The 21,505-nt window shown below is 72.4% G+C and carries 16 protein-coding genes; 5 read left to right on the plus strand and 11 right to left on the minus strand.

Annotated elements, in window-relative coordinates; all coding sequences use genetic code 11:
* Nucleotides 1–250: 250 nt before the first annotated feature.
* Entirely contained in the window at nt 251–2,131 is a 1,881-nt protein-coding gene (locus KIS93_RS00345) for an alpha/beta fold hydrolase (protein ID WP_186403493.1), read from the minus strand.
* Between the two features lie 503 nt (nt 2,132–2,634).
* Here KIS93_RS00345 and KIS93_RS00350 point away from each other — a divergent pair.
* Together KIS93_RS00350 and KIS93_RS00355 are read left to right on the plus strand one after the other, a co-directional pair.
* Nucleotides 2,635–4,215 (plus strand): IS1182 family transposase, encoded by a 1,581-nt coding sequence (locus tag KIS93_RS00350; protein ID WP_080040308.1) that lies wholly within the window; start codon nt 2,635–2,637, stop codon nt 4,213–4,215.
* A 67-nt stretch (nt 4,216–4,282) separates the two neighbouring features.
* On the plus strand, nt 4,283–4,627 hold the full coding sequence (locus tag KIS93_RS00355; RefSeq protein ID WP_080040307.1) for a DUF6285 domain-containing protein: 345 nt from the start codon (nt 4,283–4,285) through the stop codon (nt 4,625–4,627).
* A gap of 175 nt (nt 4,628–4,802) precedes the next feature.
* On the opposite strand, the gene mctP is transcribed toward KIS93_RS00355, so the two are convergent.
* The 4 genes from mctP to KIS93_RS00375 all read right to left on the minus strand — a co-directional run bounded on the left by mctP (nt 4,803) and on the right by KIS93_RS00375 (nt 8,087).
* Complete coding sequence (mctP, locus tag KIS93_RS00360) at nt 4,803–6,407, minus strand: monocarboxylate uptake permease MctP (protein WP_186403494.1); 1,605 nt, start codon at nt 6,405–6,407, stop codon at nt 4,803–4,805.
* Nucleotides 6,404–6,613 (minus strand): DUF3311 domain-containing protein, encoded by a 210-nt coding sequence (locus tag KIS93_RS00365; protein WP_080040306.1) that lies wholly within the window; start codon nt 6,611–6,613, stop codon nt 6,404–6,406. The genes mctP and KIS93_RS00365 overlap by 4 nt, the downstream gene beginning before the upstream one ends.
* Nucleotides 6,614–6,906: 293 nt before the next feature.
* A complete protein-coding gene (locus KIS93_RS00370; protein ID WP_080040305.1) occupies nt 6,907–7,539 on the minus strand; it encodes a carboxymuconolactone decarboxylase family protein in 633 nt (210 codons plus the stop codon).
* A complete protein-coding gene (locus KIS93_RS00375; protein ID WP_080040304.1) occupies nt 7,539–8,087 on the minus strand; it encodes a VOC family protein in 549 nt (182 codons plus the stop codon). The genes KIS93_RS00370 and KIS93_RS00375 overlap by 1 nt, the downstream gene beginning before the upstream one ends.
* 91 nt (nt 8,088–8,178) lie before the next feature.
* Here KIS93_RS00375 and KIS93_RS00380 point away from each other — a divergent pair, with 91 nt between their 5' ends.
* Nucleotides 8,179–9,069 carry an SDR family oxidoreductase gene (locus KIS93_RS00380; protein WP_155127954.1) on the plus strand — a complete coding sequence of 297 codons (891 nt, stop codon included), beginning with the start codon at nt 8,179–8,181 and terminating at the stop codon, nt 9,067–9,069.
* Here the strand turns inward: KIS93_RS00380 and KIS93_RS00385 are convergent.
* The 6 genes from KIS93_RS00385 to KIS93_RS00410 all read right to left on the minus strand — a co-directional run bounded on the left by KIS93_RS00385 (nt 9,060) and on the right by KIS93_RS00410 (nt 17,899).
* Complete coding sequence (locus KIS93_RS00385; protein ID WP_080040302.1) at nt 9,060–10,022, minus strand: helix-turn-helix transcriptional regulator; 963 nt, start codon at nt 10,020–10,022, stop codon at nt 9,060–9,062. The genes KIS93_RS00380 and KIS93_RS00385 overlap by 10 nt on opposite strands.
* Complete coding sequence (locus KIS93_RS00390) at nt 10,004–11,593, minus strand: CocE/NonD family hydrolase (RefSeq protein WP_186403495.1); 1,590 nt, start codon at nt 11,591–11,593, stop codon at nt 10,004–10,006. The genes KIS93_RS00385 and KIS93_RS00390 overlap by 19 nt, the downstream gene beginning before the upstream one ends.
* 62 nt (nt 11,594–11,655) lie before the next feature.
* On the minus strand, nt 11,656–15,144 hold the full coding sequence (locus tag KIS93_RS00395) for a S8 family serine peptidase (protein WP_080040300.1): 3,489 nt from the start codon (nt 15,142–15,144) through the stop codon (nt 11,656–11,658).
* Between the two features lie 96 nt (nt 15,145–15,240).
* Nucleotides 15,241–15,888 carry a TetR/AcrR family transcriptional regulator gene (locus KIS93_RS00400; RefSeq protein WP_080040299.1) on the minus strand — a complete coding sequence of 216 codons (648 nt, stop codon included), beginning with the start codon at nt 15,886–15,888 and terminating at the stop codon, nt 15,241–15,243.
* Complete coding sequence (locus tag KIS93_RS00405; protein ID WP_222107152.1) at nt 15,885–16,712, minus strand: oxidoreductase; 828 nt, start codon at nt 16,710–16,712, stop codon at nt 15,885–15,887. Before KIS93_RS00405 ends, KIS93_RS00400 begins: the two co-directional genes overlap by 4 nt.
* Nucleotides 16,709–17,899 (minus strand): cytochrome P450, encoded by a 1,191-nt coding sequence (locus tag KIS93_RS00410; protein ID WP_080040298.1) that lies wholly within the window; start codon nt 17,897–17,899, stop codon nt 16,709–16,711. Before KIS93_RS00410 ends, KIS93_RS00405 begins: the two co-directional genes overlap by 4 nt.
* A gap of 261 nt (nt 17,900–18,160) precedes the next feature.
* Here KIS93_RS00410 and KIS93_RS00415 point away from each other — a divergent pair, with 261 nt between their 5' ends.
* Together KIS93_RS00415 and KIS93_RS00420 are read left to right on the plus strand one after the other, a co-directional pair.
* On the plus strand, nt 18,161–20,287 hold the full coding sequence (locus KIS93_RS00415; RefSeq protein ID WP_080040297.1) for an anthranilate synthase component I: 2,127 nt from the start codon (nt 18,161–18,163) through the stop codon (nt 20,285–20,287).
* Nucleotides 20,288–20,332: 45 nt separating this feature from the next.
* A complete protein-coding gene (locus tag KIS93_RS00420; protein ID WP_080040296.1) occupies nt 20,333–21,502 on the plus strand; it encodes an amidohydrolase family protein in 1,170 nt (389 codons plus the stop codon).
* The last annotated feature ends 3 nt before the right edge of the window (nt 21,503–21,505 follow it).

Below are 21,505 nucleotides of genomic sequence, written 5' to 3' on the forward strand. Positions count from 1 at the left end.
GTGGACGGCGCGGCGGTCCTGGCCGCTCTGTGCCCGCGCCTCGGACCGGGACCGCCGTGCGCCCGCACGCTGGGCTGGGAGCGCCGTGTGCCCGCAAGCTGGCCCGGCACCGCCCTGCGCCCGCGGGCCGCGCTGAGAGCGCCCTGCGCCCGCGGGCCGCGCTGAGAGCGCCCTGCACCCGCGGGCCGAGCCGGGAGCGCCGTGCGGGGTGCGGGGCCGGGGCCGGGGGCCGGGTTGGGCGGTGCGGGTGTCAGTGCTGCTCGCGGACCTTGAACGGTGTCCCGTCGAAGGAGCCGGACAGTGCGGGGCGCTCCTGGGCCGTGAACGCCTCCCACGCCAGCTCCACCCGGTACGTCTCGCCGCCCGGCACACCGGCCCCTGTGACGGTGAGCGAGGCCGTGGCCGTACCCGGGGCCGTGCCCTGAGTCGCGCCCGAGGTCGTGGTGGTGTCGGGTGGGGTGAGGGTGATGCGGCCGGTCACCTTCACCCCGGGGACGAAGGAGGCCCGGTCCAGGTCGATCGTTCCGTTGCCGAAGGTGAGCCGGCCGCCGCGCAGGCCCGCCTGGGACGTCAGCCGGCCGTGGACCACGTTGTAAGGATTGCGGCGGGCGACGGCGTCGGCGGCGGTGGCGTGCACGGCGGCCAGCACCCGCCGCTGCCCCTCGTCCAGGCTGCGTCCCTTGTCTGGGCCGTGCGTCTCGTCCAGGCTGCGTCCCTTGTCTGGGCCGTGCGTCTCGTCCAGGCTGCGTCCCTTGTCTGGGCCGTGCGTCTCGTCCAGGCTGCGTCCCTCGTCCGGGTCGTGCGCCGCCTCGTCCAGGATGCGTGCCGGGACAGGGGCGACGTCGTTCAGGGAGCGGGGGAAGGCGCCGATGGCGCGGTAGTTCTCGGCGGTGCAGCGTTGCGGGGGCACCCGATGGTCGGTCACGAAGGACCGCAGCATCGTCCGGACGCACTCCCCGGACGCGCCGGCGCCCCAGGCGAGGCTGTGTGTCCCGAACGGGACCCGGACGAACGTCGCCCGGGGAAAGACCCGCATCGCGCGGGCCACCTCGGCGGGCGTCTGGGTGTCGAAGTCGCCGCCCACCACCAGCACCGGCACGGCGGGCAGCGCGGCGCCGGGCGGCAGCACGGGGCTGGGGCGGGGCGTCGGCCACTGCACGCAGAACTCCAGCCCGGTCCGCACGTCCAGGCCGAGGTCGGCAGGCGTGTACGGCGCCAGCGGACGCTCCCGCTCGTAGTACCGCTGGAGCTGGGCCAGGCGCTCGTCCGGCCCCGCGTCCCGGTCGAAGGGGGAGGCGCCGTCGCCGCACCGGTAGGCCAGGTACCCGGCCCATTCGGGGCCCTCGATCGGCTGGCCCGGGGCAACCTTCAGGACGCGGGCCAGCCGGCGCAGCGGCTCCCGGTCGCCGGACAGGTAGGCGGTGACGGCGGCGTTGGCCTCCCGGCCGAGGACCGGCTCCGCCATCCGTTCCACACTCTTGAGCGTGGGCAGCGGCACCTCCGGGTCGGGGTGCTCGCGCAGGTGCGCCACCAGTCGCGCGTAGCGGCGCTGGGGGTCGCCGGGCAGGTCGCGGCAGGCGCGCGAGCGCTCGCAGACGAGGCCGAGCAGGTCCGGGCGGGAACGCGTGGGCCACAGGACGTAGCCGTCGGGCGAGGTGATCGTCGTGCTGTCCAGGAACGCCGCGGCCAGGCCCTCGGGGTGGCGGGCGGCGTACGCCTGGGCGAAGGCGGTGCCGTAGGAGTTGCCGTAGAAGGTGACCGGGCCGGCGCCGAGGGCGCGGCGCACGGCGTCGAGGTCGTGCGCGGCCTGGTCGGCGGTGAAGAAGGCGGCCCTGGGGCCGAGGTGCCGGGCGCAGGCGGCGATCGTGTCCGGGTCGGTGAGCTTCAGGCCCGGGCAGGTCAGCGGTGTGGACTTGCCGAGGCCGCGCGGGTCGACGACGAGCAGGTTGCGGTGCTCCAGGGCGGGCCCGAGCGTGTCGCGGACGAGTGGCAGGTCGGGCAGCGCGGGCAGGGGACCGCCGGGGTTGGCCAGGATCGTGCCGGCCGCGCGCCCGCCGGCGGCGGGGAGCCAGGCGAAGGCGACCTGGATGCGCTCGGAGGAGGGGTCGCTCCAGTCCAGCGGCACACTCACCGTGCCGTCACACCGCGATGTGGCGCGCCCGCACTCATGCGGCGCCACCTCGAAGCGCTCGCCGGTGACATGACCGGGCGAAGACGCCTCACCGCTCCCGGAGGTGGGAGTGTGCGGGGATGTCCCGGCGGTCCTGGAGGCGAGGGTGGGCGAAGACGTCCCAAAGGCGCTGGTGGGTGAGGGCATCCCGGCGGTCGCGGAGACGGGGGCGGGCGAGGACGTTCCGGAGGTGCGGGTGGGTGGGGGCATTCCGGCGGTCGCGGAGGCGAGGGCGGGCGGGGACGTCTCGGCGGTTGCGGTGGCCGGGGCGAGTGCCGTCGAAAGCAGGAGGCCTGCGGCCACGAGGGCTTTGATGTCCATGTCCCCACCCTCGCAAGCGATCTTCCCCGATCCCTCGGACCCAGGGACGAATTCGTCTTGGGACCACGCTCCTACTCTGCTAGGAATGTCCTGAAGATCTCGGTGGGCTGGTCAGGGAGAGTTTCGGGATTCAGACTCGGGTCATGATGGGCCGTCGGAGGGTTTCGGCCGGGCCTGAGGTATGGGCCGTGTGCCGGGAGATGATCCCTGCCGGGAGCGTGTTCGCGTTCCTGGCCGAACACCGGCGGGTGTTGTTCCCGTCGCAGGCGTTCGCGGACATGTATGCGCCGGTCAACGGACGTCCGTCGGTGCCGCCGGGGCTGCTGGCCACGGTCGTGGTGCTGCAGTCCTTGCAGGGATTGTCCGATGAGGAGGCGGTCGGAGCGCTGCGGTTCGATCTGCGGTGGAAGGCCGCCTGCGGGCTGGGCCTGTATGACCCGGGCTTCGATCCGTCGTTGCTGACCTACTTCCGGCGCCGGCTGGCCGGCTCCTCAGAGCCGGACCGGATCTTCGGCATCGTCCGCGCGGTGGTGGAGCAGACCGGGGTGCTGGCCGGCCGGACGCGGCGGGCGCTGGATTCGGCGGTGCTGCTGGATGCGGTCGCCACCCAGGACACCATCACTCAGCTGATCGCCGCGATCCGCCGGGTGGCCCGTCAGGTGCCCGGCGCGAGCGCGCTGGTGGCGGCGCACTGCCACGCCTGCGACTACACCGACCCGGGCAAGCCAAGGATCGCCTGGGACGATGAGGAGGCCAAGAGCGCCCTGGTCAGTGGGCTGGTCACGGACGCGCTCGCCCTGCTCGACCACCTGGCCGGGCAGGAACTGGACGAGAGTGCCGAGCACGCGGTCGGCCTGCTGGCCCTGATCGCCGGCCAGGATGTCGAGCCTGTTGACGGCTCCGACGGCACCGACGGGCGGTGGCGGATCGCCCGCCGCACCGCACCTGATCGGATCATCTCCACCGTCGATGTGGAGGCCCGCCACATCCACAAGAGCCAGGAGCAACGCGACGACGGCTATAAGGCTCACCTGGCTGTGGAGCCGGAGACCGGCCTGTTCACCGCCGTCGCCCTGCGCCCCGGCGCCGGCGCCGCCTGCCATGAGGCCACCGTCGCGCCCGGCCTGCTCGCTCACGAGCGCGGGCCACTGCAGATCCTGGCCGATGCCGCCTATGCTGCCGCCGGCCTGCGTGCCGCCCTCACCGATGCCGGGCACCGGCTGCTGATCAAGCCGCCCGCGCTCAAGCCCGCCGTGATCGGCGGATTCACCCTGGACGACTTCGCGATCGACACCGCCGCCGGCACGGTCACCTGCCCCGCTGGGCACACCGTCCCGCTCGCCGCACCAGGTGGCCGCTACCAGCAATGCCGCGCCACCTTCACCGGCCTGTGCGCCGCCTGCCCGCTGCGCGAGCGGTGCACCACCGCCAAGACCGGCCGCGTGCTCACCATCCGCCCGCACCACCACCTGCAGGCCGCCGCCCGCCACCAAGCCGCCACCGACCCCGCCTGGCAAGACGACTACCGCCGCTGGCGCCCCATGGTGGAGCGCGCCGTGGCCTGGCTCGTCGCCCGCGGCAACCGCCGCCTGCACTACCGCGGCACCGCCGCCAACGACCGCTGGCTCCACCACCGCGCCGCCGCCCTCAACCTCCGCCGCCTGGTCAACCTCAGACTCACCCACACCAACGGCATCTGGACACTCGTCCCGATCACTGCATAGCAAGAGGGTGAGCCAGCTCATGCCGACTCACCCAGCAAGATCTTCAGGACAGTCCTAGGGAGGAGCTGTGAACGCTCCCCACGACGTCCCCACGGCGGCCGACCTGGTGGCCGCCGTCCGCGACTTCCTCCAGACGGATGTGCTCCCGGCCGTCGAGGGCCGGGTCCGCTACCACACCCGTGTGGCGATCAACGTGCTCGCCATGGTCGAGCGGGAGATCGAGCTCGGCGGGGAACAGGCCGAGCGGCACGCGGCGAACCTGGCCGAGCTGGGCGTGGCCGATGACGCGGAGCTGGCCGCCGCCGTCCGCGAGGGCCGCGTCGCCGACGACGACGCGCTCGTGCGGGTCCTGGAGCAGGCGGTACGCGCGAAGCTGGAGGTGGCCAATCCCGGCTATCTCGCGAGGGAATGAGGTGGCCAAGTCCGGCTGTCCCGCCGGGGAATGAGGCGGGCAAGTCCGGCTGTCCCGCCGGGGAATGAGGCGGCCAATCCGGCCATCTCGCGGGGCGAGCCCGGACGCCTCACCCGGGAATGACGACGCGGCCCGCCCCCCGGGGAGGGGACGGACCGCGTTCGAGGTGTGGGGGTCAGTGGGAGCCGGTGAGGTCCAGGTCCTTGACCTTGGGGTCGCCCTCGTCGGCGAAGTAGTCGTCCCGCGCGGTGGCGTCGTCTCCGTCGGCCACCTTCGCGCCCCTGAAGATGAGCGTGCCGACGACGGCCACGATCAGGTTGACGGCCAGCGCCAGGAACCCGGCGTAGATCGTCATCTTGGTGTCGAAGCCCAGGTTCGACAGCGCGAACGCCGAGCCGCCGAAGTGCTGCTTGCCGTTGGCCGGGTTCGGGATGAGGTAGAGCATCCACATGCCGGCCGCCAGGCCGGCCGCCCAGCCGGCGATGAGGCCGCCCTTGTGGAACCAGCGCGTGTAGAGGCCGAGCGCGACCGACGGCAGTGTCTGCAGGATGATGACGCCGCCGATGAGCTGCAGGTCGATCGAGAACTGCGGGTCGAGCAGCAGGATGCACGCCACGGCGCCCACCTTGACCAGCAGCGACACGATCTTGGAGACGTTGGCCTCCTGGGCGTCGGTGGCCTGCTTGTTGATGTACTCGCGGTAGATGTTGCGGGTGAACAGGTTCGCCGCCGCGATGGACATGATCGCGGCCGGGACGAGCGCGCCGATGCCGACGGCCGCGTACGCCACGCCGGTGAACCAGTCGGGGAACATCTTGTCGAACAGCAGCGGCACGACCGTGTTGTTGTCGACCTTGCCGTCCGTCACGATCGGCTTGATGCCGGCGGAGATGGCCATGAAGCCGAGCAGCGCGATCAGGCCCAGCACGAGGCTGTAGGCGGGCAGCGCCGACATGTTCCGCTTGATGACGTTGCGGTTCTTGGAGGCGAGCACGCCGGTGAGGCTGTGCGGGTACAGGAACAGCGCCAGGGCCGAGCCGAAGGCCAGCGTCACGTACTGGAGCTGGTTGTTGGCGTTGAGGAAGATCCCGTCGGGGGCGGGGGTGGCGTCGAACTTGGCCTTGGCCGCCTCGAAGATGGAGTCCCAGCCGCCCAGCTTGGCGGGGATGTAGATGACCGCGGCCAGGATCACGATGTAGATCAGCGTGTCCTTGACGAACGCGATGAGCGCGGGCGCGCGCAGGCCGGACTGGTAGGTGTAGGCGGCCAGGATGGCGAACGCGATGATGATCGGCAGGTGCCCGGTGATGCCCATCGCCTTGAGCACGGCCTCGATGCCGACGAGCTGCAGCGCGATGTACGGCATCGTGGCCACCAGCCCGGTGATCGCGATGACCAGCGCCAGCGTCGGCGACCCGAAGCGGGCCCGGACGAAGTCGGCCGGCGTGACGAACCCGTGCACGTGCGACACCGACCACATCCGGGCCAGCACCAGGAACACCAGCGGGTACACCACGACGGTGTACGGCAGCGCGTAGAAGCCGAGCGCCCCGGAGCCGAACACGAGCGCGGGCACCGCGACGAAGGTGTAGGCGGTGTAGAGGTCGCCGCCGACCAGGAACCAGGTGATCCAGGAGCCGAAGCTGCGACCGCCGAGGCCCCACTCGTTGAGGCTGGCCAGGTCGGTGGGCCGCCGCCAGCGGGCGGCGACGAAGCCCATGCCGCTGACGATCAGGAACAGCAGGATGAAGACGACCAGCTCGGTCGTGTGCCCGCTCACTTCGTCATCCTGTAGACGATGGTGGTGCACACGACACCGACCGCGACGAAGGCGATCTGCAGCCAGTAGAAGAGCGGGAAGCCCAGCAGGCGCGGCTCGTCGGCGTTGAACAGGAACGTCAGCAACGGCAGCACGATCGGTACGACCAGCAGCCAGTTCCACGGGCTGCGGTCGGTGCGTGGCTGCCCGGGTTCCCCGGTAGTCATCGTCCCTCCGATGAACGGATCAGGACCAGGCTGTTGACCCGGTCCTGACGTGTGTGTCAATGGAGGGAGGGTAGCTTTTCGGGGATATTAAACCCAATGTCCGCCGTGTTACGGTTTGGCCTAAATGTCGAGATGAAATCTCGCAATGTGAGACGGCGTGCCGCGCGGACCAGAGCCACCCTAACGACGGACGCGCGGCGACCGGGATCGCCGATCGGTGAGCGGTCGGTTACTCGCGCCGAGCGGTCACCGTCCCAAAGAGTCGGGGGTGGTCGGTTGCTCGCGCCGAGCGGTCACGTCCCCCGGGAGTTGTCGGTGAAGTCGTCAGCGATGTCCCGCGTGCCGTACCCGTCGGGCGCCGGTACCTCCACGATCGGGTCGGGCCGGTCGTCGAACTCCAGCCGCAACGCCCGCGCCATCGTGGCGTGCATCTCGTACAGGCACGTCACGTACGTCAGCTCCAGGATCTGCTCGTCGGGCAGGTGCCGGCCGAGGGCGGCGAACACCTCGTCGGGCACCCGCCCGCCGTCGAGCACCAGCGCGTCGGCGTAGGCCAGCACGGCCCGCTCCGCCGCGTCGAAGACGTCGCTGACCGTCCAGTGCGCGACCGCCCGCACCTTCTCCTCCGCCACGCCCAGCGCCCGCAGCTGTTTGCAGTGCTGGGAGTAGACGAACTGGCTCTGCCGCGCCCACCCGGCCCGGACCTGGGCCAGCTCGCGCAGCACCGGGTCGAGCGCGGTGCCGCGGTAGAGCTCGAAGCCCTTGACGCAGTGCCGGAAGATCGCGGGGTGCAGCGCGAACACCTCCCACCAGTCGCCCGGCGAGCCGGTGGCCGTGCCTCCGCCGGGCAGGATGAGGCGGTCGTGGAAGAGCTGGACGACGGGGTCGGTCATCTCCGCGCGGGGCACCCGGCGCAGGCGCGCCATCAGATGGTCCGGTCCGCCGCCGTGCGGGGTTCGTGGCGCACGTCGCCGGGCTGCCCGACCGGCCGCGTCCAGGCGGCGAACTCGAGGAGGATCCCGTCGGGGTCCTTGAAGTAGATCGACCGAACGAACACGCCGTCGTGCGGCTCGGGCGCCACGCCGAACTCGCTGTCGTCGTGGTTGAGCAGCACGCCCACGTCGATGCCCTTGGCGATGAGCCGTTCGCGGTATTCCTCGATCTTCTCCGGCGGCACGTCGAAGGCGATGTGGTTCATGGAGCCGACGGCCGACAGCAGCTCGCCGCGGTCGGGCAGGTTCTTCGGCGCGGACACGCCGGGCACGCCGTCGGGCGCGTCGGGGAACCAGAAGAACGCCAGCGCGTTGCCGCCGCCGCAGTCGAAGAAGAAGTGCTGGCCCCAGCCCATGGGCAGCTCGATCGTCTTGATCAGCGGCATGCCGAGCACGCCGGAGTAGAAGGCGACGGTCTGTTTCATGTCGGAGCAGACCAGCGCGACGTGGTTGACCCCGCGGAGCTCGAATTCGCCGTTCATGGTAACTCCCTGCTTATCACAGGGGTTCCCGGAAAGACACGACGCGAAAACATGACAGGACATGTCGGCTTTTGAGCGCAGGATGGTCCGCATGATCGCATTGGTGGCGGGCGCGACCCGCGGAACAGGACGGGGCATCGCGGTGGCGCTGGGCGAGGCCGGCGCCACCGTCTACTGCGCCGGCCGGAGCACCCGGGAGCGGCGCTCCGAGATGAACCGGCCGGAGACCATCGAGGAGACGGCCGAGCTGGTCACGGCGGCCGGCGGCACCGGCATCCCGGTCCGGGCCGACTTCCTGGAGCCGGAGCAGGTGGCGGCGCTGGCCGAGCGGGTACGCCGCGAGCAGGGCCGCCTCGACGTCCTGGTCAACGACATCTGGGGCGGCGACCACCTGTGGACGTGGAACACCCCCGTCTGGCGGCACGACCAGGACAAGGGCCTGCGCCTGCTCCGGCTGGCCGTCGACACCCACCTCATCAGCGCGCGCCACCTGCTGCCGCTGCTGATCGAGAACGAGGGCGGCCTGGTGGTCGAGGTCACCGACGGCACGTGGGAGTTCAACGAGACCCGCTACCGGGAGAACGTCTACTACGACCTGGCCAAGATGTCGGTCAACCGGCTCGGCTACGCCTGGGCGAACGAGCTGCGCCCGTACGGGGGCACGGGCCTGGCGGTGACGCCGGGCTTCCTGCGCTCGGAGGCCATGCTGGACAACTTCGGCGTCACCGAGGACACCTGGCGGGAGGCCAAGGCCGACCCCACGTGGATGGTCTCGGAGACCCCCGCCTACCTGGGCAGGGGCGTGGCCGCCCTGGCGCGGGACCCGGACCGGGCGCGCTGGTCGGGGAAGTCGGTGACGAGCGAGGAGCTGGCGCTGGCGTACGACATCACCGACCTGGACGGCAGCCGCCCGCGCGTGTGGAGCTACATCACGGAGGTCCGCGAGAAGGGCGGCGAAACGGGCTGGGAAGGCTACCGCTGATCCTGCGGGGGGCTCTGGTACAGGCGGGCCATGCGGGCGGCGGCCTCGGCGGCCATCGCCCGCAGCTCCGGCGGGTCCAGCACCTCCGCCTCCGGCCCGAATCGCAGCACCTGCGAGAACGCCACCTCCACCGACTCCACCGCGAGCCGCACGGTCCCGTCGGGCCGGAGCGAGGCGAGCGCGTCCTCCAGCGCGGCCGGGTCGGCGACGTGCCGCAGCATGCGCCGCCCCCGCTCGCTGAGCCGCAGCGTGACGACCTCCCGCAGCAGCGAGCGGGTGAACGAGGCCGCCTGCTCCTTCCAGAAGGCCGCCAGGTCGAAGCCCGGGTCGCGGTCGAACTGCTCCTCCAGCACCGAGATCTCCCCGAACCGGTGCACCCGGAAGATCAGGAACCGGGCCCGCTGCCGCGCCACGAGGTACCAGGCGCCGGCCTTGAGCACCAGCCCGTACGGCTCCAGCACGCGCGGCTCGTCCTTGTAGGCCGCCGCGACGCGCCGGTCTCCCCACACGGCCCTGGCCAGCGGCGCCAGCGCGGCCGGCGGCGGGTCGTCGGCGGCGAACCAGCCGGGCGCGTCGAGGTGGAAGCGCTGCGCCGCGGTCGCCGGCGCGTCGCGCAACGCGGGCGACAGCGCGGCGGCGGCCTTCAGCCGGGCGGTGGCGGCGACGTCCTGGAGCCCCATCTCGCGCAGCGCCGCCGGCACCCCCGACAGGAACAGCGCCTCGGCCTCGGCCCGGTCGAGCCCGGTCAGGCGGGTGCGGTAGCCGTCGAGCAGCCGGTAGCCGCCGCCCCGCCCCCGGTCGGCGTAGACGGGCACGCCCGCCTCCGACAGCGCGAGCACGTCGCGGTGCACGGTGCGCTCGGAGACCTCCAGCTCCTTGGCCAGCTCGGCCGCCGTCATCCCGCCCCGGCCCTGCAGCAGCAGGACCAGGGACATCAGGCGTGCGGCGCGCACAGCGGCAGCACCACGGCCGAGGGCCGGTCGGGGGAGTGGAAGACCTCGACGTCGGTGGGCGCCGCGCCCCCTGAGCCGGCCGCGCCGAGCAGGTCGCCGGTGCCGTGGTTGCGGGCGATCGCGGGGTACGCCCCCGCCGCCACGTGCACCCTGATCCGGTGACCGCGGCCGAACCGGTGGGCCATCGGCCACAGCTCCACGTCCACCCGCTGCACGCTACCGGATCCGCCGCCCGTGGCGAGCCGGCGCACGCCCTCGCACACGTTCATGGACCGCCCGTCGGGGTGCACGTCGCACACCCGCACCACGACGTCCGCGGACGGGGTGCTGGCCCGCACGAACAGCTCCGCGCGTACCGGGCCGATCATCTCCACGTCCGACTCCAGCGCCGCAGAGCTGTAGACCAGCACGTCACGGCGCTGCTCCAGGCGCCGCTGGTCGCGCGGACGGGAGTCGCCCAGCAGGACGGGGCCGCCGATCGAGGGCGTCGGGTGCTCGGGGTGGTAGCGGAAGCGGTCGGGCCCGGACTCCAGAGGCCCGGCCACGCCCAGCCCGAACCCGTGCTGCAGGTGCCAGCGCTGCTCCCGCATCCCGGGCACCGGCCAGTCGGGGTGGTCGCGCCACTCCTCGGCCCCCGTCACGTAGATGCGCACCGGGTCGGGCCGCAGCCCCGACGGGTCGCCGAGCAGGTGCGCGCGGAACCACGCCGTCGCCTCGGCCATCGTGGGCCGCCCGTGCCGGGCGTCGATGTGGTACCAGGGCCCGATCGTCAGGTACGGCCGGCGGCCCGCCGCCCGCAGCGCCGCGTAGTCCTTGAGCTGCCACGGCAGGAACACGTCGTACCAGCCGCCCAGCATGGTGACCGCCGCCTCCACCTCGCCCACCTTGGCGGAGAAGTCGCGCTTGTGCCAGTAGGGGACGGCCGGGTCGGCGTGGTGGGCGAGCAGGTCCTGGAAGAACGGCAGCGGCCGGCCCGCCGAGACCAGGTCGAGCTCCGCCACGGGCCGGCCCGACAGGACCGCCCTGCGGGTCTGGCGGGGCGCGGTCAGCACCGCGGCGCCGCCGAAGCGCCGCGACATGCCGTCGGTGAGCGTGGTCCAGCTCAGCGCCGACTCCAGCGCGAACGCGCCGCCCACGTACGCCGCGTCCCTGAACTGGGAGGCGGTGATCTGCAGGGCCATCGCCTTGAGCTCCGGCCCGGCGTAGGGGGCGACGGCCCACTGCGTGTAGCCGAGGTAGGAGGGGCCGAACATCGCGAACGAGCCGCCGTACCAGGGCTGCTCGCGCAGCCACGCCACGGTGGCCAGGCCGTCCTCGTGCTCGTCGCCGAGCGGGTCCAGCAGGCCGCCGGAGCCGAAACCGCCCCGGCAGCTCTGGATGACGACGTGGAAGCCCTGCCGGGCGAACCCGCGGCCGTACACCAGCCCGAACAGGCCGCGCCTGCCGTAGGGGGAGCGCATCAGGATCACGGGGGCGCGCTCCCCTCCGGGCGGGGCGTAGTGGTCGGCCAGCAACGTCACGCCGTCGGGCATCGGCACCGGTAGATCACGCTGGAGCCGTACGCGTCTCATATACCAACGAGTAACATGGCGGCCCGCCGGGCGGTAGCCCGGGGGCCGCCCTTGCGCAATCGCTACGAAGCCGCCTTGTCCGGGCGCTCCGAGATCCGCAGCCCGTTCACGATCGTCGCGCCCTGCCGGGTCGCGAAGCGCACGTTGAGCTGGCCGTCGGTCACCTTCACCGTGTACTGCCTGCTCACCGCCGTGTACGTGCCCGACTCCAGCGCCAGGTCCAGCGCCGGGATCGCGAGCTGCCCCTCGACCAGGACGTCGAAGACCCGCTGCCCCATCCGCATGTTCTTTATCTCGGCGAAGTCCAGCTCGACCGTGTACGTCCCGGCCGGCACGTTGTCGAAGCGGTACTCCAGCATCGACTCCCGCGCCGTCCTGAACAACGCCTGGTCCGGCGTGCCGGCGATCGTCCTGGACGTGCTCTGCGTGCGGTTCTGGCTGGTCAGGTAGCCGTAGCCGCCCTGGGCGTACTTCTTGTCCGGCGTCCAGGTGTCACCGGCGGCGTCCACGAAGCTCCTCGTGGCGCCGGTGTCGATGGCCACCTGCAGCTTGGGCACCACGACCGTCACCTTCACCTCGATGGTGGGCTGCCGGCCGCTGGCCGACTTGACGAGGAGCTTGCCGGTGCGGAACGTGCCCGCCGCCACCCCGGCGCTGGACAGCTCCACCTCCAGGACCACCCGCTGCCCCTTGGCCAGCTCGCCCGCCGCCGGCGTCACCGTGAACCACGGCTCCCCGGTCACCGTGTACGGCGTCGCCGTGCCGAGGTTCGTCAGCTCCAGCGTCCGCGTCCGGCTGGACTCGGCCGGCAGCACCACGGTCAGCTCCGCCGTGGACGCGCTGACCCGCCCGGTGACCAGCGCCGTGTCGATCCGCGTCACCGTCGCCGCGGCCACCGTGACCTGCCGGGTGAACGTGCCGTAGTGCTCCTTGGAGACCACGACCTCGTAGTCGCCGGCCAGCACCTGCCCGTAGAAGGTGCCGTCCGCGGCGGTCGTGAGCGTGGCCACGTCGCCGATCTTCACCGTCGCCCCGGCGATCGGGTCGCCGTCGTTGGCGTCGGTGACCTTGCCGGTGACCAGGCCGTGCCGGCTGGCCGTGAACGTCAGGCCCTGCCCGGTCGCCAGCACCGGCTCCTCGTAGGAGTACAGCAGCGCGTCGTTGCCGGCCGCGTTCTCGATGCCGACCGTGGCGCTGCTGCCCCGGTCGCGCTCGCTCTCGACGTCCTGGTAGCGGAAGGCGATCGAGCCGTCCTCGCCGAGCAGCGCCGCGAACGACACCCGCTGCCCGCCCTCGTTGTAGAAGGTGACGTTGCGCCACTCCACCACGAACACCCGGTGCGGTGCGGTGCCCGTCACCGCCGTGTAGACGCCCGCCTGCGCGTCCACGACGAGGTCGTCCCAGTACGGGTAGACGGCGTTGTTGGGCGTCCCCGACGTCGGCAGCCTGCCGTTGCTGCCGGTCGTGATCCGGTCGGCGAACGTGACGAACCCGTTCGTGGCGATCCACGCCTTCGTGTAGCCCGTGCCGTAGAACGGCACCGGGAACGGCAGCGTCACCTGCTGCGCCTCGTCGTCCCCGGTCAGCGCCAGCTTCTCGGATCCCGCCTGGTACGGTTGCGCGCCGCTCCTGCACGTGTAGCCGAAGTTGTCGCCGCGCAGCGGCAGCTCCACGTCCTTCACCACGTCACCGGCCACCGTCACCTCCGCCGTCGCCGCGCTGGAGCAGCGGGAGGACGGCGTGAGCCGCAGCTCGTACGAGCCGTGCGGCAGCGTCATCGAGTACCGCCCCGACGCGTCGGTCACCGCGCTCACCGGCGTGCCGGCGGCCGCGACCGTGGTGCCCGGCTCCGGCGTGCCGGCCGTGGTGACCGTGCCCGACACGACGCCCGTCGGCAGCACCGTCAGCGGCACGTCCGCGGTCGCGGCCTGCCCGGCGGTGATCGTGACGGTCGTGGTGGCGCGGGCGTAGCCGAACTTCTCCGCGGCGACCTCGTACGAGCCGGCCAGCAGGCGCGGGATCGCGTACGTGCCGTCGGCGCCGGTGACGATGGTGCGGGTCATCGGGCCGCTGACCGTCACCGTCACGCCGGACAGCGGCGCGCCGCCCGCCGTCACCGTGCCGGACAGGTCGCCCAGGCCCTCGTCGGGGGCGGCCAGCACGGCGGCGTAGGTGTCCAGCCGGCCCTCGCCCCACACGTTGTTGTCGGCCGCGGTGCCGCCGCAGCTGGTGTCGGCGACGTCCACGGCGGTGCCGTCCAGCAGCGGGCGGGTGGCCGCGACGTTCCCCTGCAGCCCCGGCGAGGCCGACCAGATCAGCGCCACCGTGGCGGCCACGTGCGGCGAGGCCATCGACGTGCCGGTGAAGCTGTCGTAGCCGCCCGGCACCGAGGAGCGCACGTTGACGCCGGGGGCGGCGATGTTCGGCTTGATCTCGCCGTTCTCGCCCTCGCCCTTGCTGGAGCGGGCGTAGAGCGCGTTGTTGACGTCGAAGGCGCCCGCGCTGTACGCGTTCACGTACTGGCCGGGCGAGCCGCTGGTGTCGCAGGCGGGGCCCTCGTTGCCGTTGGAGAAGGCCGGGAAGATGCCGGCCGCGACCCACGCGTCCACGACGTCCTTGTAGAACGGGTCGAAGCCGGAGCCGCCCCACGAGTTGTTGACGATGTCGGGCGCCAGGTCCGGGCGCGGGTTCTGGCCGTTGAGGTCGGTGGGCCGCATCACCCACTGGCCGGCCGCCAGCAGGGACGCGTCGGTGCAGGTGTTGACCTCGCAGCCCTTGGCGGCGATCCACTTGGCGCCGGGCGCCACGCCGATGCCGTTCGCGCCGACCATGGTGCCCATGACGTGCGTGCCGTGGTCGTTGTTGTCGCACGGCGCCGCCGTCGGGCAGACGCCCGCCGGGTCGAACCAGTTGTAGTCGTGGGTGTAGGTGCCGTCGGGGTTCCTGCCCCGGTAGCTGGCCGCCAGGTCGGGGTGGTCGAACTGGACGCCCGAGTCGATGTTGGCGATCACGATGCCCTCGCCGCGGTTGCCCAGCTCGTCCCACACGCGCGGGGCGTTGACCCGGTCGATGTTCCACTCGACGGCGTTGACCCTGGCCTGGGCGCTGCCCTCGACGGGCTTGGGCAGCGTGAGCGTGCGGACCGGGTCGATGCGCTCGACCTCGGGCAGGCTCGCGATCTCGGCCGCCAGCTTCTCACCCGCGGTCACCTTGACCGCGTTGACGATCCAGAACGGGCGGTAGTCGGCGTGCTGGGCGTCGAGCAGCTTGCGCAGCCCCGCCTGGGACGACCGCGCCTGCTCGGTCTTGGCCTCGAAGACCCGCTCGGCCTTCGCCTCCTTCGTCAGGGCGCGGCGGGCGCCGCTCAGGTCGGCCTCCCCCTTCAACCGCACCCAGAAGGTGGCCTTGTCGTCCTGGGCGAGCTGCGCCCGGACCGTTGCGTCGATCTTGCCGGGATCCGGCGCCGCCTGCGCCGCGGCCTGCGGGACCAGCAGGCCGGCGGCGGTCACGAGCCCTAAAAGGGTCGCGCGTAAGCGGGAGATGGGGGGCACTTGCTCTCCTTCACGACACGGGGAGAGGTGATCTTTACGCCTCTGTCGAGAAGAGTGAAGAGATCTTGTTCGGAAAGCAAGAGATGTCGTGAAAAGTTACTTTGCGCGATGAAATGTAATCTGGTCATCTGAAATGTCGTATCCGACCAGGCGCATGACGGCGAGGAAATCCGCCGCGATCGCCGCCTCGTCGTCCCGGTCGGGCTGGACGCCCACCTCGTACAACACCGCCGCGGTCAGCATCCGCTGCACCGCGTCCACGTCCACGTCGCCCGGCAGCCGCCCCAGATCCCGCGTGCGGCACAGCAGCTCCCGCACCACCGCCGCCCGCCGCCCCCCGTTGACCACCCGGTAGGCGGCCACCAGCTCCGGGTAGTCGTCCACGCTGCCGTACAGGCGGCGCAGCAGCCGGCGGTGCCGCGGCACCGCCAGGTACGCCGCCCAGTCGGCGAACATGTGCTCCAGGTCCCGCCAGCCGGTGAACGCCGGATCGTTGTCGTGGTTGGCCCACTCCAGCGCCCGCACCAGCAGCGCCGTCTTGTCGGCGAAGCGCCGGTAGACCGTCGCCCGCGTCACCCCGGCCCGGCGCGCCACCTGCTCGATGCTGGTCTGCGCCGCGCCCTGCTCGATCAGCAGGTCGAGCGCCGCCGACAGGATGGCGAGATCGGCCTCCTGGCTGCGCGGCCGGCCCGGCGGGCGTGCCGCCCGCGTGCCGCCGGTCGTCTCGTCTGGCTGCCCGGTCATGCCCCTCGCGTCACCATCTTGTCGTACAGGCGGTCCGGCAGGAGTCTATTGACCCCCAGCATCACCTTGGCGAGCCGGCCGACGGCGTAACGTGGCCGGGGCGCGGGCGCGGCGACGATCCGCACCACGCACGCGGCCACCACCGACGGGTCGGACGCCGCGAAATCCGGCCCGTTCGCCTGCTCCGCCCGCCGCGCCATCGGCTCGGCCACCGCCCGGTACGGCCCGTGACCCGAGATCTCCCTCAGCTCGCGCGGCGTGCCGTCCTGGAAGTCGGTCCTGATGATGCCCGGCTGGACCACCACCACGCGCACGCCGAACCGCGCCACCTCCTGCCGCAGCGAGTCCGAATACCCCTCCAGCGCGTGCTTGGAGGCGTGGTACCAGGCGCCCAGGGGCAGCGCGATCTCGCCGCCGATCGAGGAGATGTTCACGATCGTGCCCGAGCCGCGCTCGCGCATCCCCGGCAGGACGAGCTGGGTCAGCCGGGCCGGGCCGAACAGGTTGACGTCGAAGACCTGCCGCGCCCGCGCGATCGGCACCTCCTCCGCCGACCCGTAGACGGCCGACCCGGCGTTGTTGACCAGCACGTCGACGCGGCCCTGCGCGTCCACGACCGTGCGCACGACCCGCTGCAGGTCCTCCTCCCGGGTGACGTCCGCGCCGATCGCGTGCCCGCCCGCCTTGACGAGCGGCTCCATGCGCTCCGCCCGCCGGGCCGCCCCGTACACGGTGTGGCCGGCGCGCAGCAGCGCCAGCGCGGTGGCCCGGCCGATCCCGGACGACGCCCCGGTGACCAGGCACACCCTGCCCCCGCCGGTCACGGGGCGTCCCACGTGACGGGCAGCGCGTGCACGCCGTAGATCAGCATGTCCGTACGCAGCGGCACCTGCCCGGGATCGACCGCGAGCCGCAGCGACGGGAAGCGCTCGAACAGCGCGGGGAAGCCCGCCCGCATCTCCACCCGCGCGAGCTGCTGGCCCAGGCACTGGTGCACGCCGTGGCCGAAGCCCACGTGGCCGCCGCTCGCCCTGAGCACGTCCAGGCGGTCGGGATCGGGGAAGCGGGCGGGGTCGCGGTTGGCCGCCGCGAGCGAGATCGTCACGGTCTCGCCGGCCCTGACCCGCTCGCCGCCCAGCTCGACGTCCTCCAGCGCGGTGCGCACGAGGAAGGGGACGACGCTGAGGTAGCGCAGCAGCTCCTCCACCACCTGGTCCACCCGCTCCGGCCGCTCGCGCAGCACGGCGAGCTGGTCGGGGTGCCGCAGCAGGGCGAACGTGCCCAGGGCGAGCATGTTGGCCGTGGTGTCCAGGCCCGCGCCGAGCAGCATGAAGCCGATGTTGGCCAGCTCCTCGTCGGTCAGGTCGCTCCTGGTCAGCCCGCTGAGCAGGTCGTCGGTGGGGGCCGCCCGCTTGGCCAGGACGAGCTCCTTCATGTGGGCCTGCATGGCCAGGTAGGCCGCGATCTTCTCCTCCTGCGGCACGTCCGTGCGCATCAGCGTGGTGCTCCGCTCCATGAACCGGCCGCGGTCCTGCTCCGGCACGCCCAGCAGCTCGCAGATCACCACGGCGGGGATCGGCGCGGTGAACGTCTTCACCAGGTCCGCCGGAGGGCCCTGCCGCTCCATGGCGTCGAGGTGGGAGCGGGTGACGTCCTCGATGCGCTCGCCGAGCTGCCGCATCCTGCGCACGGTGAACTCGCCGGTCAGCAGGTGGCGGTAGCGGGTGTGCACCGGCGGGTCGGTCGAGACGAACATGCCGGGCGGCGCGGGCCGCCCGGCCTGCCCGCCGGACTCGGTGGGCAGGTGCCGCAGCTCGGAGCGCGCGCTGAAGCGCCGGTCGGCCAGCACCTCGCGGGCCAGCGGGTGGCTGGTGACCAGCCACCCGACGTGGCCGTCGGGGTAGGCGAGCGGGGTGATGGGCCGGCTCTCGCGCAGCTCGCCCAGCTCGGCGGGGGGATCGAACGGGGTGGGCCGCCCGGTGGGCAGCGTGATCACCTCGGTGTCGGTCATGAAGGACTCCTTTCGCCCTGCACAAATACAGTACAGCTCTGTATTGAAACTCTGGCAAGCGGGGCGGCGCGTCCGCGTTGCGCGATCATGGTCCGGCGGTTACCCTGGACGTCATGCGAAATCACGCTCAGCTCCAGTGGTGGCGCCGCTCCTAGGCGGCGCGTGTTTCGCATTCCTTCCAACGGACGGCCGCCCCGGATAGGCGGCCTTTCTCGTGTCCGCCCCGGGGCTCGATCATTTGAAGTGGTAAAGGGGCAGCAAGTGGAGACGAGCGGATATACCACCGCCGGGGGCATCGGTGTCGAGCGCGAGACACGCGAGGTGGACGAGGCCGCCCTCGAAGAGATCGTGACCGCCCTGTCGGAGCGGCGCGGGGGCGCCTTCTCCTCCGGCATGGACTACCCGGGCCGCTACAGCCGATGGGCGTTCGGCTACGTCGACCCGTGCCTGGAGCTGGTCGCCAAGGGCCGCACCATCTCGGCCACCGCGCTCAACGAGCGGGGCCGGGTCGTGCTCCCGGCCGTCACCTCCTGCCTGCTGGCCGCGGGCAAGCCGGTCACCGAGCCCACGGCCGACCGCGTCGAGGTGTACGTGCCGGAGTCCGAAGACCTCCTGCCGGAGGAGCTGCGCAGCCGCCGGCCCACCGTGTTCACCGCCATCCGCGAGGTCATCGCCGCCTTCCAGGGCGACGACCCGCACCTCGGGCTCTACGGCGCGTTCGGCTACGACCTGGCCTTCCAGTTCGAGCCGATCAGGCAGGAGCTCGTCCGCCCCGACGACCAGCGCGACCTCGTGCTGCACCTGCCCGACCGGCTGGTCGTCATCGACCGGCAGCGGGAGACCAGCTTCGAGTACCGCTACGAGTTCACCGTCGACGGCGCCACCACCCGCGGCCTCGAGCGCACCGGCACCTCCGCCCCGCCGGTGACGCCCGCCGAGCTGCCACCGAACCCGGTGAAGGGCGAGTACGCCAAGGTCGTCGCCGCCGCCAAGGAGAAGTTCAAGCGCGGCGACCTGTTCGAGGTCGTGCCCGGCCAGGTCTTCCACGCCACCTGCGCCGACCCGTCCGCCTTCTACCGGAGCCTGCGCCACAGCAACCCCGCCCCGTACGAGTTCATCATCAGCCTCGGCGAGGGCGAGCACCTGGTCGGCGCCTCACCCGAGATGTACGTCCGCGTCACCGGCGACCGCGTCGAGACCTGCCCCATCTCGGGCACGATCGCCCGCGGCAGCAACCCGGTCGAGGACGCCGAAGCGATCCGCACCCTCCTGTCCAGCGTGAAGGAGGAGTCGGAGCTGACGATGTGCACCGACGTCGACCGCAACGACAAGTCGCGCATCTGCGTCCCCGGCAGCGTCAAGGTCATCGGCCGCCGCCAGATCGAGCTGTACTCCCGGCTGATCCACACGGTCGACCACATCGAGGGCCGGCTGCGCCCCGAGTTCGACGCGCTCGACGCCTTCCTCACCCACATGTGGGCCGTCACGGTGACCGGCGCGCCCAAGACGTGGGCCATGCAGTTCATCGAGGACCACGAGGCCACCACCCGCCGCTGGTACGGCGGCGCCATCGGCTTCATCGGCTTCGACGGCTCCATGAACACCGGCCTGACCCTGCGCACCGCGCAGATCAAGAACGGCGTGGCGACCGTGCGGGCCGGGGCGACGCTGCTGTTCGACAGCGACCCCGAGGCCGAGGAGCGCGAGACCGAGCTGAAGGCCAGCGCCCTGCTCGGCGCCCTGGCCGCGGTCAACCAGCCCGAGGCCGTACGGCCGGCCGAGACGAGGGAGCAGCCGGGCGCCGGCATGAAGGTGCTGCTCGTCGACCACGAGGACTCCTTCGTCAACACCCTGGCCGACTACTTCCGCCAGGAGGGCGCCGACGTCGTGACGCTGCGGCACGGCTTCCCGTCCGCCATGCTCGACGAGATCGCCCCCGACCTGGTGGTGCTCTCGCCGGGGCCGGGCTGGCCGACCGACTTCGGCATCTCCGCCCTGCTCGACCAGGTCTACGCCCGCGACCTGCCCGTCTTCGGCGTCTGCCTGGGCCTGCAGGCCATGGTCGAGCACGCCGGCGGCACGCTGGAGCTGCTCGACTACCCCGAGCACGGCAAGCGCGGCCAGGTGTCCAGGCTCGGCGACAGCGCGCTGCTGGACGGGCTGCCCGGCGAGTTCACCGCGGCCCGCTACCACTCGCTGCACGCCAAGCGGCCCGGCGTGGTCGGCTTCACCCCGACCGCGCTGACGCCCGACGGCAACGTCATGGCCATCGAGGACCCCGAGCGGCGGCGCTTCGCCGTGCAGTTCCACCCCGAGTCGATCCTGACCCAGGAGGGCGGCGCGGGCGCGAAGATCATCGCGAACGTGCTGCGTCTGTCCCGCAGGTAGGTAAAACCCGGGCGGGGGCATGCGGGGCTCCCCTAGAGTTCCCGCATGCTCCCCGTAGACCTGCCCGGCACGGTGCGTGACGCGCTGCTCGCCCCGCTCGTCGACCACCACTGTCACGGGGTGCGGCGGGACGACCTGAGCAGAGCGCAGTTCGAGCTGCTCAGCGGCGAGGGCGGCGGCCCCGCCCCGCCCGGCACCACGCACTTCGACACCCCGTTCGGCGCGGCCGTGCGCCGCTGGTGCGCGCCGCTGCTCGACCTGGAGCCGCACGCTCCGCCCGCCGTCTACCTGGCCCGCCGCGCCGAGCTGGGCGCCGCCGAGGTGAACCGGCGGCTGCTCGCGGGCTCCGGGGTGGTGGCGTTCCTGGTGGACGCCTCCCACGAGGAGCTGGAGGTGCTGACCGCCGCCGAGATGGGCCGCCACGGCGGGGCCGCCGCCGACGAGCTGGTCCGCATCGAGCGGATCGAACGGGACGTCGCCGCCACCGCCGAGCTGGCCGTGGACTACCTCGACAACCTGGGCGAGGAGCTGACCGCCAAAGCTGCCAGGGCGGTCGGGCTCAAGACCGTCATCGGCGCCCTGTGCGGCCTCGACTTCGACCCCGCCCGGCCCTCCAGGGGGGCGGTGATCGCGGCGGCCAACCGGCGCCTGGCCGACCCGAAGGAGCCGCTGACCGACCACGTCCTGCTGCGCTACCTGCTGTGGAGCGCCGTCGACGTGGCCAGGGAGCGGGGCCTGCCGGTGCAGTTCCACACCGGGTTCGGCGGGCCGGTCCACCACGGGGCCGGCGGGCCCGCGGGCGAGCCGCACCGCGCCGACCCGGCCCGGCTGAGCGCTTTCGCCGCGGCGCTGCAGCCGCTCGGCGTGCCGGTGATCCTGCTGCACTGCTACCCGTTCCACCGCCAGGCCGCCCACCTGGCCGGGATCTTCCCGCACGTGTACGTGGACGTCGGCCTGGCCCCGCCGCACGGCACCGCCGCCGCGGCCCGCGTCATGGACGAGCTGCTGGAGCTGGCCCCCTTCCACAAGCAGTTGTTCAGCTCCGGCTGCCGCGGCCTGGCCGAGACCGGTTACCTGGGCGCGCTGACCTACCGGCGGGCCCTGGCCGGCGCGCTGCAGGCCCGGATCGCGGCGGGGGAGTGGAGCACGTCCGACGCGGCCCGCATCGCGCACATGATCGGCTCGGGAAACGCGCGGCGGATCTACCGCTTGTGACCG

Source organism: [Actinomadura] parvosata subsp. kistnae, from assembly GCF_900323885.1.
In the GTDB taxonomy this organism is placed as follows: Bacteria; Actinomycetota; Actinomycetes; order Streptosporangiales; family Streptosporangiaceae; genus Nonomuraea; species Nonomuraea composti.